Consider the following 14851-nt stretch of genomic DNA (forward strand, 5'->3'; position numbering starts at 1 on the left):
TCCCGAAATAGGCTGGATCGGCTCTCTGCGCGGAGGCGGCGATGGACGACTACCCCCTGCTCGATCTCTTCTGGACCATGCTCTGGTTCTTCCTGTGGATCATGTGGCTGTTCCTGCTGTTCAAGATCGTCTCGGACATCTTCCGGGACCACGAACTGAGCGGGTGGGCCAAGGCGGGCTGGCTGATCTTCTGTCTGCTGATCCCCTTCATCGGAGTGCTCGTCTACGTCATCGCACGGGGTACGGGCATGACCGAGCGGGACGCGGCACGGGCCAAGGAGACCGAGGCGGCCTTCCAGGACTACGTCCGCAAGTCGGCTTCCGGCGCCGGCTCCCCGGGTGGATCCGGCGCCGGAGCCGCCGACGAACTCGCACGGCTCGCCGACCTCAAGGCGAAGGGGGCGCTGACCGAGGACGAGTTCCAGAAGGCCAAGGCGAAGATCCTGGCCTGACGGCGGGCCTGACGGCGGGCCTGACGGCGGGCCTGACGGCGGGCCGGCGCTCGGCCGGCGGCCGGCTTGGGTGACACAGACTCAGGAGACGGGATGGAGTGGAAGCGCCGCGTGGTGCGCCTGCGTATCGGCGCCGAGCGCCGCTTCCCCGTGCTGACCGAGCTCACCAGCCGACTGCTGTCCGGGAACCTCCTGGACGCCGGGACCAGGCTCGCGGCACAGGGCTTCCTCGCCTCGGTACCCCTCCTCTTCGCCTTCGCGGCCTTCGCCCCGAGCGGCGTGCGCGACCAGCTGGCGGACTCCCTGCGCTCGATGTTCGGTCTCAGCGGGGAGTCGAGCGACGAGCTCCAGCAGGCCCTGTACGGCTCCACCGACGAAGCCCTGCGCGAGACGACCGGCGCCGTCGGGCTGGTGGTGGCGCTGGTCTCGGCCACCAGCTTCAGCCGGGCCATGGCCCGCGTCTGCGAGCGCGCGTGGCGCCTGCCCAGGGCGAAGACCCGGATCGCGGCCTGGCGCTGGGTCGTGTGGCTCCTCGTCCTGGTTGTGGTGATCGTGCTCCAGGGCCCGATCCGGGACGGCTTCGGCGCCGGCCCGGTGGTGGGCGTGATCCTCCTCTTCCTCGTGTCCCTGGGCGTGTGGCTGTGGACCCAGCACCTCCTCCTCGCCAAGCGCATCGGCTGGCTGGCGCTGCTCCCCGGGGCGGTGCTGGCCGCCACGGTCACCACCGTGCTCGGGGTGACGGCCCGGATCTACGTGCCGGGGGCGCTCAACAGGGCCATGGGCGAGTACGGATCCCTCGGCCTGGTGCTCGTCATGCTGTCGTGGCTGATCGTCGTGTGCGGCGCGGTGACCTTCGCGGTGACGATCGGCGCGGTACTGGCGGAGGAACCGCCGCTGAACAGGTACGTGAAGCGGGAGGGGAACGGGGAGAGCCCTCCTGACGGGAACGGCGAGAACTCTCCTGGCGGAAACGGCGAGAACCCTCCTGGCGGGAACGGCGAGCGCCCTCCTGGTGGGAACGGCGAGCGCCCCTCTACCGGGAACGACGAGAACCCTCCTGGAGGGAACGACGAGAACCCTCCTGCTGGGAACGGGGAGAGCCCCCCTGCCGGGAACGACGAGCGCCCTCCCGCCACGAACCGGTTCGCTCAGTCACCCGTTACCCCGTCGGTCCGCTCTCGCAGGAAGTCGGCGTGGCCGTTGTGGCGGGCGTACTCCTGGATCATCAACATGTAGACCCAGCGCAGACTGAGGGAAACTCCGTGCGGGGACGTGAAGGTCTCATCAAGGTCGTGACCCGCCGCCGCCGCGTCGCACGCTGTGACCTCGCTCTGAAATAATCCGAAGTCTCTCTCCGCATCGGCTGCGTGAACTCCGTCGAATCCCTCATGGCCGTCTGACGGCCCGGTGAAGACATCGCCGACAGCCTCACCTGCGAAGCTTCGCCGGAACCACCATCGCTCTACCTCCGCCATGTGCCGGACCAAGCCAAGGAGGGTGAGGGTCGACGGCTCGACGGTCGTCCGCGCCAACTGGGCCGGCTCGAGCCCGGCGCACTTGGCCAGCAGCGTTTCCCGGTGCCGGCTCAGCCAACCCTCCACCATCTGACGCTCGGTTACGGCACCCAGGCCGCCGAGCTGCTGGGTGCGCTCGACCCGTGGCGCTGTCCATGTCATGGATCCACCCTGCACCGCCATCCGGGAGGCTTCAAGCGGGCGAAACGGCGGCGCGGCCGGGCCGCCCTTTGCGATGACTGAGCGTAGAGAACTCCATGATCACGTGGACCCGTGGCCGTTCTGATGGACCCGCCACATCCCGGCGCGCCCAGCTAGTGCCGGTCGGCCGCAGCCCTCATCGGCTACCGACGACTGAGTTGAACCCGCCCCAACCCAACCATGCGCTGGAGGCCGTTGGGCGATGCTAGAGCGGGCGATAGGTCTGGTACCTGCCTTCCAGCGACGAGGCCGCCGCTTCAGCCACGTCCGCCCGCGGACCTGCCGCACACTCCTCCAAGAATGCGCGGACCCGCTTACCCGGCCACCCGGCTGCTGCCGCTGCGGCCCAGAAGCGCAGTCCATCGTGAGACTGCAGCGGTGCAAGAAAGTCGAGGATGTGGTCGACGGTCTCCGGCTCCGGCACCGCGCGCAGCATGGCGACAGCGCGGAGGGCTCCGTCGGCAAGCATGGGCGTTCCGCTGTCCAGGCACCATCGCACCGGGACCGAGGTTCCCTCTTCGGCGCCGCGCAGGCGCACGATCGAGTCGCCGAGGGCGACATACACCATCGTGGCATCCAGGGGCCGCTGAGCCAGATCGCTCAGGAACGGGACCGCCGGCCGGTGATCGCACGCTCCGAGAGCCATGACCATCTGGTACTGGGTTTCCCACGTCCGCAGGTCGCGAACCTCGCGCTGGAGGGCCCGAAACAGCGACGGGCCGGCGGTCGCGTCAGCGAGTCCGCGCAGTCGTTTCGCAGCCGCACGGCGTTTCGCCGAGGACCTGTCGTCAAGCTGAACAACCGCCTCGTCCAACGTCAACACCGCGTACGCCTCCTGATGAGATCTGATCGAACTGCAACGCTAGGCGCTTCCACTGACACTGAGCGGCGGGCAAGGAATGACTTCGGGCGTCAGACAGCGCGTAAGCGGTTCGGCGTGCGCTACCCGCACCCGCTTGGCCGGCCCCGGCCGCAGCCGTGCCCCCACGGTCCCCGGTCGCGCCCGGTCGTGATCCCGCTTCGTTGATACCTTTCGTTTGTCGAGTGAAAGAAAACGCCTTCACTCGCGACGAGAGGGGTAGGCGGGTGCTGACGGAAGAGCGGCGTGAGGCGATCCTGCGCATGGTGGAGCGCCGGGGGACGATCACGGTCAAGGATGCGGCGGCCGAGCTGGGCGTCTCCGCCGTGACCGTGCGACAGGACGTGCGGGACCTCGCGGCCCGCGGGCTCGTCGTCCGGGTGCACGGCGGCGCGATGTCACCGGCCGCGGCCCAGCAGGCCGACGTCTCCGGCCCGGCGACGGCCCTTACGGCGGCCCGGCCGGCGGCCCGTCGGGAACAGGAGTACGTCCTCGGGCTGGTCGTTCCGCCGGGGGACTACTACTACCCGGAGATCATCCGGGGCGTGCAGGACGCGGCGCGCACCCACGGCGTGCGCGTCGTGCTCGCGGTCTCCGGCGAGACGCTGGCGGAGAACCAGGAGCAGGTGCGGCGGCTCGTCGCGGCGGGCGCCGACGGCCTGCTGCTGATGCCGCGCGCCGGGCTCGAACCCGTGGAGGGGGCCGAGGGGGCCGGACCCGTGGACGGGGCCGCTTCCGTGGAGGGGGCCGAGCCGTGGCCGGCCGGTCTCGACGTACCGGTCGTCCTCGTGGACCGCAGGGCCGGCGCGGCGGCCGGGCGGCTGGAGCAGGTCGCGTCCGACCATGCCCACGGCGCGGGTCTGGCGGTCCGTCACCTCGCCGGTCTGGGGCACGGGCGGATCGCCCTGGTCGCCAGGGCCGAGAGCCCCAACACCCCGCTGATCCGCGAGGGTTACGAGGCGGCCTGTCGGGATCTCGGGCTCACCGTGGGACCGGAGTTCAGCATCGGCCCTGCCGACGGGACGGCCCCCGCCGACTGGTTCGAGGAGCTCGTACGGGCGGTCGAGGCGGGCGACGTCCGGGCCGCGCTCGTCCACAACGATCTCGACGCCGTCACGCTCGTCGGCCTGCTCCAGGCGCGCGGCCTGCGCGTGCCGGAGGACCTGGCCATAGTGACGTACGACGACGAGGTCGCCGAGCTGAGTGACGTGCCGCTCACCGCCGTGGCGCCGCCCAAGCGGGCCGTGGGGGCGTGGGCCGTCGACCTCATGCGGCGCCGGCTCGCCGATCCGACCGCCCCCTTGGCGGAGCTGCTCCTCCGCCCGGAGCTGCGGGTGCGGGAGTCCAGCGGGGCCGCCGCGTCGCCCGGCAAGCGGGGGTAGGCGGGCGGGGGCATCAGAATCCATCACTTGCTTTCGTTTCATATCAAGTGAAACCCAAAGCATTGACGAAGCGCGTGTCCTGCCGAATGATTTCGTTCGACGCCCCAGCGAACGATCGGTGCACATCATGCTTCGCAGAACCGCGGCCGCCCTGGCCTGCTCCGCCACAGCCCTCGCCCTCCTCACCACCGCCTGCTCGGACGCGGGGCAGGGCGCCTCCCCGACCGCCGGGAAGCCCGCCGCGAAGACCGGGAAAGTCACCTTCTGGTCCTTCCTCAAGGGTTCCGACCAGGTGGCCGCGGCCTTCAACCGAAGCCACCCGGACATCGAGGTGACCTTCGAAACGGTCCCGTCCGGCCAGGAGTACTACTCCAAGCTCACCAACGCGGTGAAGGCCGGGACCGTACCGGACGTCGCGGTCGTCGAGTACCCGCACCTGCCGGAGTTCGCCGCCCAGGGCAAGATCGAGGACCTGAGCGGAACACTGGGCCCGGTGGTCAAGGACCGGTTCCCCGAGGCGGCACGGCAGCTGGTCGACCTGGGCGGCAGGACCTGGGCGGTCCCCCGCGACGCGGCCCCTCTGATGCTGATGTACCGGAAGGACTTCTTCGCCCGGCACAAGATCACCCCGCCCACCACGTGGGACGCGTACCGGAACATGACCGAGCAGGTGAGGAAGGCCGACCCCGACGCCCGCGGCGGAGTCCTCTACACAGACAACCCCGGCCTGCTCACCGCGCTCGCCTGGCAGGCCGGCGGGCAGTGGTTCGGCACCGAGAACGACTCCTGGAAGGTCACCGTCGACGACGGGCCGTCGAAGAAGGTCGCCGCCTTCTGGGGCGACCTGGCCCGCAAGGACCTCGTCCGCTCCCTGAGCTCGCTGGACCCGTTCTGGACCAGCGTCCAGAAGAACCGGACCGTGGCCTACGTCTGCGCCAGCTGGTGCGCCGGAGCGCACCAGGCCACCGTCCCCGACCAGAAGGGCAAGTGGGCCGTGGCGCCCGTCCCCACCTGGGACGGCAAGCCGGCCTCGGGCATGTACGGGGGCTCGTCCTTCGTGATCCCGAAGGGCGCGGACAACAGCGGGGCCGCCGCCGAGTTCATCAAGTGGATCACCACCGACCCCGAGGGCATGAAGGCGTGGGTGTCCTCCGGCACCAGCAGCATGTTCCCCGCCGATCCGAAGCTGGTGCCGGTCACGAAGGCGGCCTTCCGGACGGACTACTTCGGCGGCCAGGACGTGTACGCGGTCGGAGCGGCGTCGTACGGCGCGATCCGGCAGGGCTGGACGTGGGGCCCGGTCATGGGCGCGACGAACACGGCCCTCGTGGACCAGCTCCCGAAGGTCGCCGACGGCTCGGTGACCCTGCCGGGTGTCCTCTCCACCGCCCAGCAGGCCACGGTCGCGCAGATGAAGCAGCGCGGCCTGAAGATCGCCGCCCCGTAGAAGTTGCCCCCTGTGGAGCCGGCCCCCGCCCCGAGCACGGCGGGGCCGGCCTCCGGGCCCCTCCTCCGCCCGCCCCGCCCCACCCCGTCCCACTCCGCCCCACCGCCCCACCCAAGGAAGGCCGGTATGGCAAGCCCATCCGCCCGAGGACAGCGCCGGACCGCCACGCTGCTCCTGTCACCGTTCTTCGGCCTGTTCGCGGCCGTCACCCTCGCCCCGCTGCTGTACGCGGCATGGCTGAGCCTGTTCACCACCCGGACCTCCGGCCTCGGCTTCGGTGGCACCGAGAACGTCTTCGCCGGGCTGGGCAACTACGCCCGCGCGCTCTCCGACGCGGCGTTCCGCGACGGGTTCCTCGTCGTCGCCGCGTACTGCGCGATCTACATCCCCGTGATGATCGGCGGCGCGCTGGTCCTCGCCCTGCTCCTCGACTCGGGGCTGGCCAAGGCGCGGTCCTTCTTCCAGCTGGCGCTGTTCCTGCCGCACGCGGTGCCGGGACTGATCGCCGCGCTGATCTGGGTGTACCTCTACACGCCGGGCCTCAGCCCGGTGATCGACCTCCTGGAGTCCGGCGGCATCGACATCAACTTCCTGTCGGTCGACAACGCCGTGTTCTCCGCGGCCAACATCGCCGTGTGGGAGTGGACCGGCTACAACATGGTCATCTTCTACGCGGCTCTCCAAGCCGTGCCCCGCGAGACCCTGGACGCCGCGAAGGTCGACGGCGCGGGCGCCGTGCGGACGGCGCTCGCCATCAAGGTGCCGATGATCCGGCCCGCCGTGGCGCTCGCCGTGCTGTTCACCGTCATCGGGTCGATCCAGCTCTTCACCGAGCCGAAGGTCATCTACAACGCGTCCAGCGCGATCGGCAGCAGCTGGACCCCCAACATGTACGTCCAGACAGCGGCCTTCCAGAACAACGACTTCGGCCTGGCGGCGGCCGCCTCGCTGCTGATCGCCCTGTTCGCGGCCGTCCTGTCCTTCGCCGTCACCCGTATCTCACGCCGCGGGAGCAAGCCGTGACCAACTCCTCCACCCTGCACGCCGCGGCCCCCGCTCCCGCGGCCCCGCCCCCGCCCCCGACCGTCCCCGCCCCACGCCCCCGAGGGCGGCGGCGCTCCGCGAGGACGCCTTCGGCCCTGCTGTCCAAGGCCGGGGTCACGGCGATGCTGGCGCTCGCCACCCTCTACACCCTGCTGCCGCTGACCTGGCTCCTGATGTCCTCCACCAAGAGCCGCGAGGACCTCTTCGGCACGAACGGCTTCGCGCTCGGCGACGAGGTCCACCTCGCCGACAACCTCCAGCACCTGTTCACGGCCGACGACGGCGTCTACCTGCGCTGGCTGATCAACACGGTGCTGTACGCGGGTGTCGGAGCCCTGCTGGCAGCGGTCTTCAGCGTCGCCGCCGGCTACGCCTTCGACAAACTCGCCTTTCCCGGCAAGGAGAAACTGTTCTCGCTGGTGCTGCTGGGCGTGATGGTGCCCGGCACGGCGATGGCGATCCCGCTGTACCTGCTCGCCGCCAAGGCCGGACTGGTGAACACCTTCTGGGGCGTGTTCATCCCGGGACTGGTCTTCCCGTTCGGCGTGTACCTTGCACGGGTCTTCAGCGCCTCGTACGTCCCGGACGAGGTTCTGGAAGCGGCGCGGATGGACGGGGCCGGCGAGTTCCGGGCCTTCTGCCGCATCGCCTTCCCGATGCTCGCACCCGGCTTCGTGACCATCTTCCTCTTCCAGTTCACACAGATCTGGAACAGCTTCTTCCTGCCCCTGGTGATGCTGTCCGACCAGGACCTGTACCCGGTCAACCTCGGGCTCTACGTCTGGTACTCGTCCGCACTCACGCAGGGCCATCCCGAGGACTACCTGCTGGCCGTCGTCGGCTCCCTGGTGGCCGTGGCCCCGCTCATCGCCGTCTTCCTCATGCTCCAGCGGTTCTGGAAGTCCGGCATGACCGCCGGCGCCGTCAAGTAGGCCGCCACCGTGAGGAATTCCCCCATGAGCCAGAACCCGACCCCGACCCAGACCCCGACCCAGACCCTGCCCCTGACCTACCCCCAGACCCCGACCACATCACCGCGCCAGACCCCGCCCGCCCGCCCCCGCGCCCTGTTCGCCATGGGCCGGCGCCACCGGGACGCCCTGTTCCCGCCCGCCGAGATCCAGCGTCTGACGGCATACGTCGACATCGATCCGCACCACGTCGCCGAGGACCTCACCGAGGAGCCGGCCCTGGAGGACGTGGAGATCCTGATCACCTCCTGGGGTTGCCCTGTCCTCGACGAGGAGGTCCTGGCACGGGCGCCTGCCCTCAAGGCGATCGTGCACGCCGCCGGCAGTGTCAAGCACCACGTGACACAGGCGTGCTGGGACCGCGGTCTCGTGGTCTCGTCGGCCGCCGCTGCCAACGCCGTTCCGGTCGCCGAGTTCACGGTCGCCGCGATCCTCTTCGCCAACAAGCGGGTCCTCGACATCGGCGGTCTCTACCGCGACCACCGCGCCCCGCTCGACTGGTCCCGGCTCTTCCCCGGCTTCGGCAACTACCGTCGCACCGTGGGCCTGGTCGGCGCCTCCCTCGTCGGCCGCAAGGTCCTCGAACTGCTGCGCCCGTACGATCTCGACCTGCTCCTCGCCGACCCCCACGTCGACGCCGCCCAGGCCGCCGCGCTGGGCGCCCGGCACGTGGACCTCGACGAACTCGTGGCCGGCTCGGACGTGGTCTCGCTGCACGCCCCCGCGCTGCCGGAGACCGAGCACCTGGTCGACGCGCGCAGGCTGTCGCTGATGCGTGACGGCGCCACGCTCGTCAACACGGCCCGGGGCTCCCTCGTCGACACCGACGCCCTGACCGCCGAGGCCGCGACCGGACGCATCCACGCGGTCATCGACGTCACCGAACCGGAGGTGCTGCCGGAGACGTCGCCGCTCTACTCCCTGCCGAACGTCCTCCTCACCCCCCACATCGCCGGCTCGCTCGGCGGCGAACTCCACCGGATCACCAGCAGCGCCCTCGACGAGGTCGAGCGCTACTGCGCCGGCCGGCCCTTCGCCCACGCCGTGCACCACGCCGCCCTCGCGACCTCGGCCTGAGACGGGCCGGCCTGGATCCCGCCGATCCCGGATCCGACCGATCCCGGATCCCACCGATCCCGGATCCCACCGATCCGGCCGACCGGCCCCCGCCGTGAACTCCCCACACGGCACACGCTCCTCCCTCTCCGTGTCCCCGCACGACGACCCAAGGAGTCCCCCATGCAGAACCCACGGAACCCGCAGGCCCCGCAGAACCCGCAGGCCCCGCAGAACCCTCCGTCGATCGACAGGCGTCGACTGCTCCGCGCAGGCGGCGCACTCGGACTCGCAGCGGCCGCCGCCCCGCTGCTCCCCGCACCGGCGCAGGCCGCACCGGCCCGGCCCGGCACCACCACCCCGACCACCACCATCACCGACCTGGGCCCCGCGATAGAGCAGTTCGCGCTCATGAGCGGCATCCAGGTCGGCGACACCGTCTACATCGGCTCCCGCAACCTCACCCCGACCCGGCTGATCGCCTTCCACCTCCCGACCCGCAAGGTCGTCGCGACGACCGACCTCGGCACCGGCCACTCGGTCCAGGCGCTCGCCGCCGATCACACCGGCCGCTACCTCTACGCCGGAATCCTGGCCAAGGCGGACGAGGGCAGGCCGAACCTCTTCCGCTGGGACCTGACGACCCCGGAGAAGCCTGCCGTGGCCGTCGGCCGGACCGAGGACCGTGACATCCGCGAGCTCGCCGTCGCCCCGGACGGCACGGTGTACGCCGTCGGCGGCGTACCGGGGAAGGCGCCCGCGCTGTGGATGTACGACCCGGGCGCCGGCGCGGTGACCAAGCTCGGCGTCCCCGACGCGAAGGCCACCCTGGCGAGGGCCGTCGCCGCCACGGACACGACCGTGTTCTTCGGCGCCGGCAGCGTCCTGGCCGGGGGGGACGGGGCGAGCAAGGCGTCGCTGTACGCGTACGACCGGGCGGCGGGCACGTTCACCGACGTCACGCCGCCGGAGATGGAGAAGGACCCCAGCGTGCGTGAGCTCGCCGTCCTCGGCGACCGCCTCATAGTCAGCACCTCGGGATCGACCGAGCCCGCCAAGCTCGCCGTCATGGACCTGGCCGACCTCTCCTCGTACACCGTGACGGCCACCGCCGGAAAGGTGGTCAAGAACCTGACGGCGAGCGACGACCGGATCTACTTCGCGAGTGACGCCGGACTGCACTCCTACGCGAGGGCGACCGGTGTCGTCGCCCCCCTCGACTTCGAGGGGCCCGACCTCGGCGAGATCTGGGGTCTGGACCACGCCGACGGCATCCTGACCGTCGTCTCGGGCTACGGCTTCGTCGGCGAGATCGATGTCGCCGCCGGTACGTCCGTCATCACCGACCTCGGCCCGGCGGGCGCCCCCGTCTCTCCGCAGACCACGATGGGGATCGCCGCCGACCTCCGGTACGTGTACGTCGGCGGCAACAACGTCATCGCCCGCCACGACCTGTGCACCGGAAAGGTGGTCAACCTCCGCGCGCCCGGCGAGGCGAAGGACGCGGAGGTGCTGAACGGGGTGCTGTACACCGGCCAGTACAGCTCGCAGGGCATGTGGACGTACGACCCCTCGAACGACGAACAGCCGCACCAGCTCGCTGAGTTCCCGAGCGAGCAGAACCGGCCGCTCGACGTCTGCTACGACGCGGTCAACCGGCTCCTCCTGGTCGGCGTGCAGTCCGACACCGAGGGCGGCGGCTCCCTGTGGACGTACTCCCCGGCGAAGGGCACGAAGTCCGCGTACATCAACCCCGTCGACTCCATCCAGCTGGTGCGCGCCGTCGCCACCCGGGACGGTGTCGCCTACCTCGGGGGTGACAACCCCACCGCACAGGGGCCGCGCGGCACGCTCGTCGCCTTCGACCCGGTCGCCGGACGGGAGTTGTGGCGCGTCGACCTCCCCGCGTCCCTCACCACCGGGGTGGCCGCGCTGGCCGTGCATGGCCGGCATCTGTACGGACTCACCAGGAAGGGCGGCTTCTTCGTCGTCGACCTCACGATCCGCCGGGTCGTCCACACCGCCGACCACCGTGCGATCTGCCCCGGCTTCGCGGCCATGGTCACCAGCCGGGGAGTCGTCTACGGCGTCTCGGACACGACCCTCTTCCGCTTCGACCCGAAGACCTTCGCCGTCACCACGGTCGTCCCCGGGATCAACGGCGCCTGGTACAGCGGCCCGCACGTCAACGCCGACAGCCACGGTCGGCTGTACACCATGCGCGGCCACCACCTCGTCCGCGTCGACGACAGGCCGGAGGTCTGACCATGAGGAAGGGGACGAGGAGGAGCGTGGTCTCCGCGGCGCTGGCGGGAGCGCTGACCATCGCCGCTCTGGCCACCGCGGAGGCGGGCCAGGAGGGCACGCGCGGATCCTCCGGGGGCGACCGGGCGAAGAGTTCGGTGCTGCTGGACGTCGACTACGGGGACGGCAGCCTCGACTCCGGCATCCCGGAGCTGACCACGACGCACGCGACCGCGCCCGACGCGTCGTACACCGTCGCGTCGGGGAAGGGGCACGCCGTCGCGCACAAGGTGACGTTGGGCGATCCGGGTTACGTCTCCGACGGCGCCCCGCGGAGCGAGAGCGCCACGAACGACGTCCCGGAGGGGAGGATCCACGTGGGCGACGAGCACCGGTACGAGTTCAGCGTCCTGCTGAAGGACTGGAAGACGTACGAACCGGGGGACTCGGAGACCGGCGACATCATCTTCCAGGGGAAGCACGCAGGGGGAAACCTGCCGTCCTTCTACGTCATGGCCAAGCGGAACAGCATGGCCTTCCGCTCGCCGACCCTCGACCTCCAGTCCACCGTGGTCGCCGACTTCCGCCCGTACATCGATCAGTGGATGCGCTTCCGCGTGGACGTGAAGTGGACGGAGGACAGCACCGGTTACTACCGGATCTCCACCCGGATGCCCGGTGAGGCGGAGTTCACCCTGCGGCAGACGTACGAGAACGTGCGGACCTTCCACCCCGTGAACCCGGCGGAGTTCGCCTATCTCAAGTGGGGTCTCTACCGCCCCGGCGAGACGCTGGAGAAGGGAGACGTTCCGACGCGCGTCGTCCACCACGACGACATCCGGATCGTGGATCTCTCCCGGTCCTCGCGGCGATGAGCACAGTCGCCGGGGAGGACCGAGTGGCGCGGGGGAGCGGTCCCGTGCCCCACGTCATCGCCCTCGACGTGGGCGGCACCGTGATGCGGGCCGCCCTGGTCGGGCTGGACGGGGCGGTGCTGTACGAGGAACGGCGGGCCGCCGCGCCCGGGTCCGGGCCGGCGGCCGTGCCGGAGGCGGTCCTGGGCTTCGCGGCGGACCTGCGTGCCCACGGGCGACGGCACTTCGGCACGGCGGCGGAGGCCGCGGGGGTCGCGGGGTTCGTGGTGCGCGGGGCCGTCCCCGCCGTCGACCTCGGCCGGCGAGACGTCCCGCTGCGGGAGCGGCTGAGCCGCAGGCTCGGCGGGACGCCCGTCGCGCTCGACCACGCCGTGCGCGCCTGCGGTCTCGCGGAGGGGCGCCTCGGGGCGGGTCGTGGCACCGGCCGGTTCCTCTTCGTCTCGCTCGGCACCGGCATCGCCGGCGCGATCGGCATCGACGGCCGGATCGAGACCGGTGCCCGCGGCCGCGCCGGCGACATCGGCCACATCGTCGTCCGCCCCGGCGGCCCCGCGTGCGGCTGTGGCGGGCACGGCTGTCTGGAGACGCTCGCCTCCACCGCCGCGATCGGTCGCGCCTGGGCCGTGGCGAGCGCCGACCCCGCCGCCGACGCCGCCGCCTGCGCGGATGCCGTCGCGACGGGCGGCGAGGTCGCTGCCGGGGTGTGGCGGACGGCGGTCGACGCCCTCGCCGACGGACTGGTCACCGCGCTCACGGTGCTCGATCCCGGCACGCTGATCATCGGCGGTGGTCTGGCCGAGGCGGGAGAGACCCTGTTCGCGCCGCTACGGGCGGCCGTGGAGGAACGCGTCACGTTCCAGAGGCCGCCCGTGATCGTCCCGGCCGCTCTCGGGGACACGGCCGGCTGCCTGGGGGCGGCGCTGCTCGCCCGGGAGCTGCTGGAGTGTCCACCGTAAACTCGCTGGCCAGGACGTCCGTTGCGGGCGATCATGGCGCGCATGAGCGAACAACCCGCGCGATGGAGCCAGGCGACCGTCTACCCCGACATGTGGACCGACCCGGACGACGATCCCCGCAACAGCGACGGAGCCGGTCCGGAGGGTGAGCTCGCGACGCTGCTGGACTTCCTGGCGGGCTACCGCATGACCCTGGCGATGAAGTGCGAGGGCCTGGACCCCGAGCAGCTGGCCCGCCGTTCGGTCCCGCCGTCGACGATGTCGCTGCTCGGCCTGGTCCGGCACCTCGCCGAGGTGGAACGGGACTGGCACAACTGGCTCCGCGACGGTGATCCGCTGCCGTCGCTGTACGGCGAGGATGACGGGGACTTCCTCGGAGCCGTCGCCGAACAGGCCGTGGTCGACTCCGCGTTCGCCGATCTGGCGCGCGAGCAGGCCGCGGCCGACGCGGCGCTGGCCGAGTACCCGGACCTGGGCGAGCGGCTGGAGAAGGACGGGATCGCGGTGCGCGAGATGATGGTGCACCGGATCGAGGAGTACGCCCGTCACTGCGGGCACGCCGACCTGCTGCGCGAGTGCGTCGACGGACGCGTGGGCCAGTAGCCGACGTACGGGTAGGCCAGTAGTCGACGTACGGGTGGGCCGGTAGTCGACGTACGGGTGGGCCGATAACGGGGTTCGGCGGAGAACTCCGTCGAACCGGGACCCGACGGTCCGCGCGGGTTCCGCCTTCTGACGGGGGCCTCTCCGGCCCCTGGTCGTCGCGGACGAACGAGGCGCCGTGGTGCCCGGCGGCCGGTCGCCTCTTCACTCGAAGGTGTGGACTCTCCCGAGCGCCGGCGCACTGCCGGCGCACTGCCGGCGCGCTGTCGGCGCACCGCCGGGCCGACGACCGGGGCGTGTTCCACCGCCCGCACGGGTGAGAGCACACCCGGCGGGGACGAGAGCACACCCGACGCCCTGGTCAGCGGGGGGCGGCTCCGGCGCGCGCCGTGTCCCTACACTCCCCGCACATGTCGCTCTGGCTGCTCAATCACTTCAGCACCTTCACCCTGGCCGTGGTCACCGTCGGCGGGACCGTCGTCCTCGCCGTCACCGGCAGCGTGCTGCTCCGCCGCAGGTACCCGTCGCTGGCCGAGGGGGAGCACAACGACATGGTCGGGGTGACGCTCGGGATGTTCGGCGCGATCTACGGGATCATCCTCGCCTTCGTCATCGTCACCCTCTGGACACAACTGGAGAGCACGCAGACCATCGTCGCCTCCGAGGCCACCGACATGGCTCTCATCGCCCGCGACTCCGCGGCCTTCCCGCCCGAGGTCCGCGCCCGCCTCGACACCGCCCTGAGCGCCTACGTCCACGCGATCGTGGAGGACCAGTGGCCCCTGATGCGCGAGGGGCGGCCGGACTACGAGTCCACGGCCTCTTCGTTCCAGAACGTCTTCGAGGTGCTCCAGGCGTACGAGCCGAAGACCGCCCGCGAAGAGGTCTTCTACGAGGAGGCCGTCAGCCACCTGAACGACGTCGCCTCCCAGCGCCGGGCCCGGCTGACCATGGCCGAGCAGCAACTGCCGCCCCTGCTCCAGGCGCTGGCCTTCGGGGGCGCGATCGTCCTGATCCCGCTCACCTTCCTCTACGGCATGCGCAAGCTGCGGATCCAGCTCCTCTTCGTCGCCTCCGTAGCCGCGCTCATCGGCTTCAGCCTGCTGCTGGTCTTCGTCCTCGACCGCCCGTTCGCCGGCGATCTCAGCGTGAGTCCCGCGCCGTACCGGGAGGGAGCGCTCGCGCGGTACTGGACGCCGTGACCGACCGCAGGACGATCAACACGACCGACATCACCTGCATCACCG

At 71.1% G+C, this 14851-nt stretch carries 14 protein-coding genes; 12 read left to right on the plus strand and 2 right to left on the minus strand.

The window, feature by feature from the left end:
- Positions 1-41 precede the first annotated feature (41 nt).
- Both OG361_RS31675 and OG361_RS31680 read left to right on the plus strand, forming a co-directional pair.
- Complete coding sequence (locus OG361_RS31675; RefSeq protein WP_405858966.1) at positions 42-452, plus strand: SHOCT domain-containing protein; 411 nt, start codon at positions 42-44, stop codon at positions 450-452.
- A gap of 93 nt (positions 453-545) precedes the next feature.
- Positions 546-1688 (plus strand): YhjD/YihY/BrkB family envelope integrity protein, encoded by a 1143-nt coding sequence (locus OG361_RS31680; RefSeq protein ID WP_405858968.1) that lies wholly within the window; start codon positions 546-548, stop codon positions 1686-1688.
- Here the strand turns inward: OG361_RS31680 and OG361_RS31685 are convergent.
- Both OG361_RS31685 and OG361_RS31690 read right to left on the minus strand, forming a co-directional pair.
- The gene (locus OG361_RS31685; protein ID WP_405858970.1) at positions 1601-2128 is read right to left on the minus strand and encodes a DinB family protein; all 528 of its coding nucleotides are present in this window, start codon (positions 2126-2128) and stop codon (positions 1601-1603) included. The genes OG361_RS31680 and OG361_RS31685 overlap by 88 nt on opposite strands.
- A gap of 244 nt (positions 2129-2372) precedes the next feature.
- A complete protein-coding gene (locus OG361_RS31690; protein WP_405858972.1) occupies positions 2373-2990 on the minus strand; it encodes a HEAT repeat domain-containing protein in 618 nt (205 codons plus the stop codon).
- A 263-nt stretch (positions 2991-3253) separates the two neighbouring features.
- Between OG361_RS31690 and OG361_RS31695 the strand changes: the two genes are divergently transcribed.
- The 10 genes from OG361_RS31695 (at position 3254) to OG361_RS31740 (ending at position 14806) form a co-directional block, all read left to right on the plus strand.
- Complete coding sequence (locus tag OG361_RS31695; RefSeq protein WP_405858974.1) at positions 3254-4408, plus strand: LacI family DNA-binding transcriptional regulator; 1155 nt, start codon at positions 3254-3256, stop codon at positions 4406-4408.
- Positions 4409-4535: 127 nt separating this feature from the next.
- Positions 4536-5855 (plus strand): ABC transporter substrate-binding protein, encoded by a 1320-nt coding sequence (locus tag OG361_RS31700; RefSeq protein WP_384561459.1) that lies wholly within the window; start codon positions 4536-4538, stop codon positions 5853-5855.
- Between the two features lie 126 nt (positions 5856-5981).
- Complete coding sequence (locus OG361_RS31705) at positions 5982-6878, plus strand: carbohydrate ABC transporter permease (protein WP_405858976.1); 897 nt, start codon at positions 5982-5984, stop codon at positions 6876-6878.
- 14 nt (positions 6879-6892) lie between these two features.
- On the plus strand, positions 6893-7831 hold the full coding sequence (locus tag OG361_RS31710) for a carbohydrate ABC transporter permease (RefSeq protein ID WP_405862548.1): 939 nt from the start codon (positions 6893-6895) through the stop codon (positions 7829-7831).
- Positions 7832-7975: 144 nt separating this feature from the next.
- Positions 7976-8947, plus strand: coding sequence for a hydroxyacid dehydrogenase (locus OG361_RS31715; protein ID WP_405862550.1), 972 nt, complete (start codon positions 7976-7978; stop codon positions 8945-8947).
- Between the two features lie 162 nt (positions 8948-9109).
- A complete protein-coding gene (locus OG361_RS31720; protein WP_405858978.1) occupies positions 9110-11191 on the plus strand; it encodes a PQQ-binding-like beta-propeller repeat protein in 2082 nt (693 codons plus the stop codon).
- Positions 11192-11193: 2 nt separating this feature from the next.
- Complete coding sequence (locus OG361_RS31725; RefSeq protein WP_405858980.1) at positions 11194-12045, plus strand: heparin lyase I family protein; 852 nt, start codon at positions 11194-11196, stop codon at positions 12043-12045.
- 44 nt (positions 12046-12089) lie between these two features.
- Positions 12090-13001, plus strand: coding sequence for an ROK family protein (locus OG361_RS31730; protein WP_405858982.1), 912 nt, complete (start codon positions 12090-12092; stop codon positions 12999-13001).
- A 33-nt stretch (positions 13002-13034) separates the two neighbouring features.
- On the plus strand, positions 13035-13604 hold the full coding sequence (locus OG361_RS31735; protein WP_405858984.1) for a DinB family protein: 570 nt from the start codon (positions 13035-13037) through the stop codon (positions 13602-13604).
- A gap of 410 nt (positions 13605-14014) precedes the next feature.
- Positions 14015-14806 (plus strand): DUF4239 domain-containing protein, encoded by a 792-nt coding sequence (locus OG361_RS31740; protein ID WP_405858986.1) that lies wholly within the window; start codon positions 14015-14017, stop codon positions 14804-14806.
- Positions 14807-14851 lie beyond the last annotated feature (45 nt).

This window comes from Streptomyces sp. NBC_00090 (genome assembly GCF_045160815.1).
GTDB lineage: Bacteria > Actinomycetota > Actinomycetes > Streptomycetales > Streptomycetaceae > Streptomyces.

What these genes read in the sequence shown, in the direction of transcription:
- OG361_RS31675 (WP_405858966.1), top strand. Translation starts at nt 42, where the DNA reads ATGGACGACTACCCCCTGCTCGATCTCTTCTGGACCATGCTCTGGTTC.
- OG361_RS31680 (WP_405858968.1), top strand. Translation starts at nt 546, where the DNA reads ATGGAGTGGAAGCGCCGCGTGGTGCGCCTGCGTATCGGCGCCGAGCGC.
- OG361_RS31685 (WP_405858970.1), bottom strand. Translation starts at nt 2,128, where the DNA reads ATGACATGGACAGCGCCACGGGTCGAGCGCACCCAGCAGCTCGGCGGC.
- OG361_RS31700 (WP_384561459.1), top strand. Translation starts at nt 4,536, where the DNA reads ATGCTTCGCAGAACCGCGGCCGCCCTGGCCTGCTCCGCCACAGCCCTC.
- OG361_RS31705 (WP_405858976.1), top strand. Translation starts at nt 5,982, where the DNA reads ATGGCAAGCCCATCCGCCCGAGGACAGCGCCGGACCGCCACGCTGCTC.
- OG361_RS31715 (WP_405862550.1), top strand. Translation starts at nt 7,976, where the DNA reads ATGGGCCGGCGCCACCGGGACGCCCTGTTCCCGCCCGCCGAGATCCAG.
- OG361_RS31720 (WP_405858978.1), top strand. Translation starts at nt 9,110, where the DNA reads ATGCAGAACCCACGGAACCCGCAGGCCCCGCAGAACCCGCAGGCCCCG.
- OG361_RS31725 (WP_405858980.1), top strand. Translation starts at nt 11,194, where the DNA reads ATGAGGAAGGGGACGAGGAGGAGCGTGGTCTCCGCGGCGCTGGCGGGA.
- OG361_RS31735 (WP_405858984.1), top strand. Translation starts at nt 13,035, where the DNA reads ATGGCGCGCATGAGCGAACAACCCGCGCGATGGAGCCAGGCGACCGTC.
- OG361_RS31740 (WP_405858986.1), top strand. Translation starts at nt 14,015, where the DNA reads ATGTCGCTCTGGCTGCTCAATCACTTCAGCACCTTCACCCTGGCCGTG.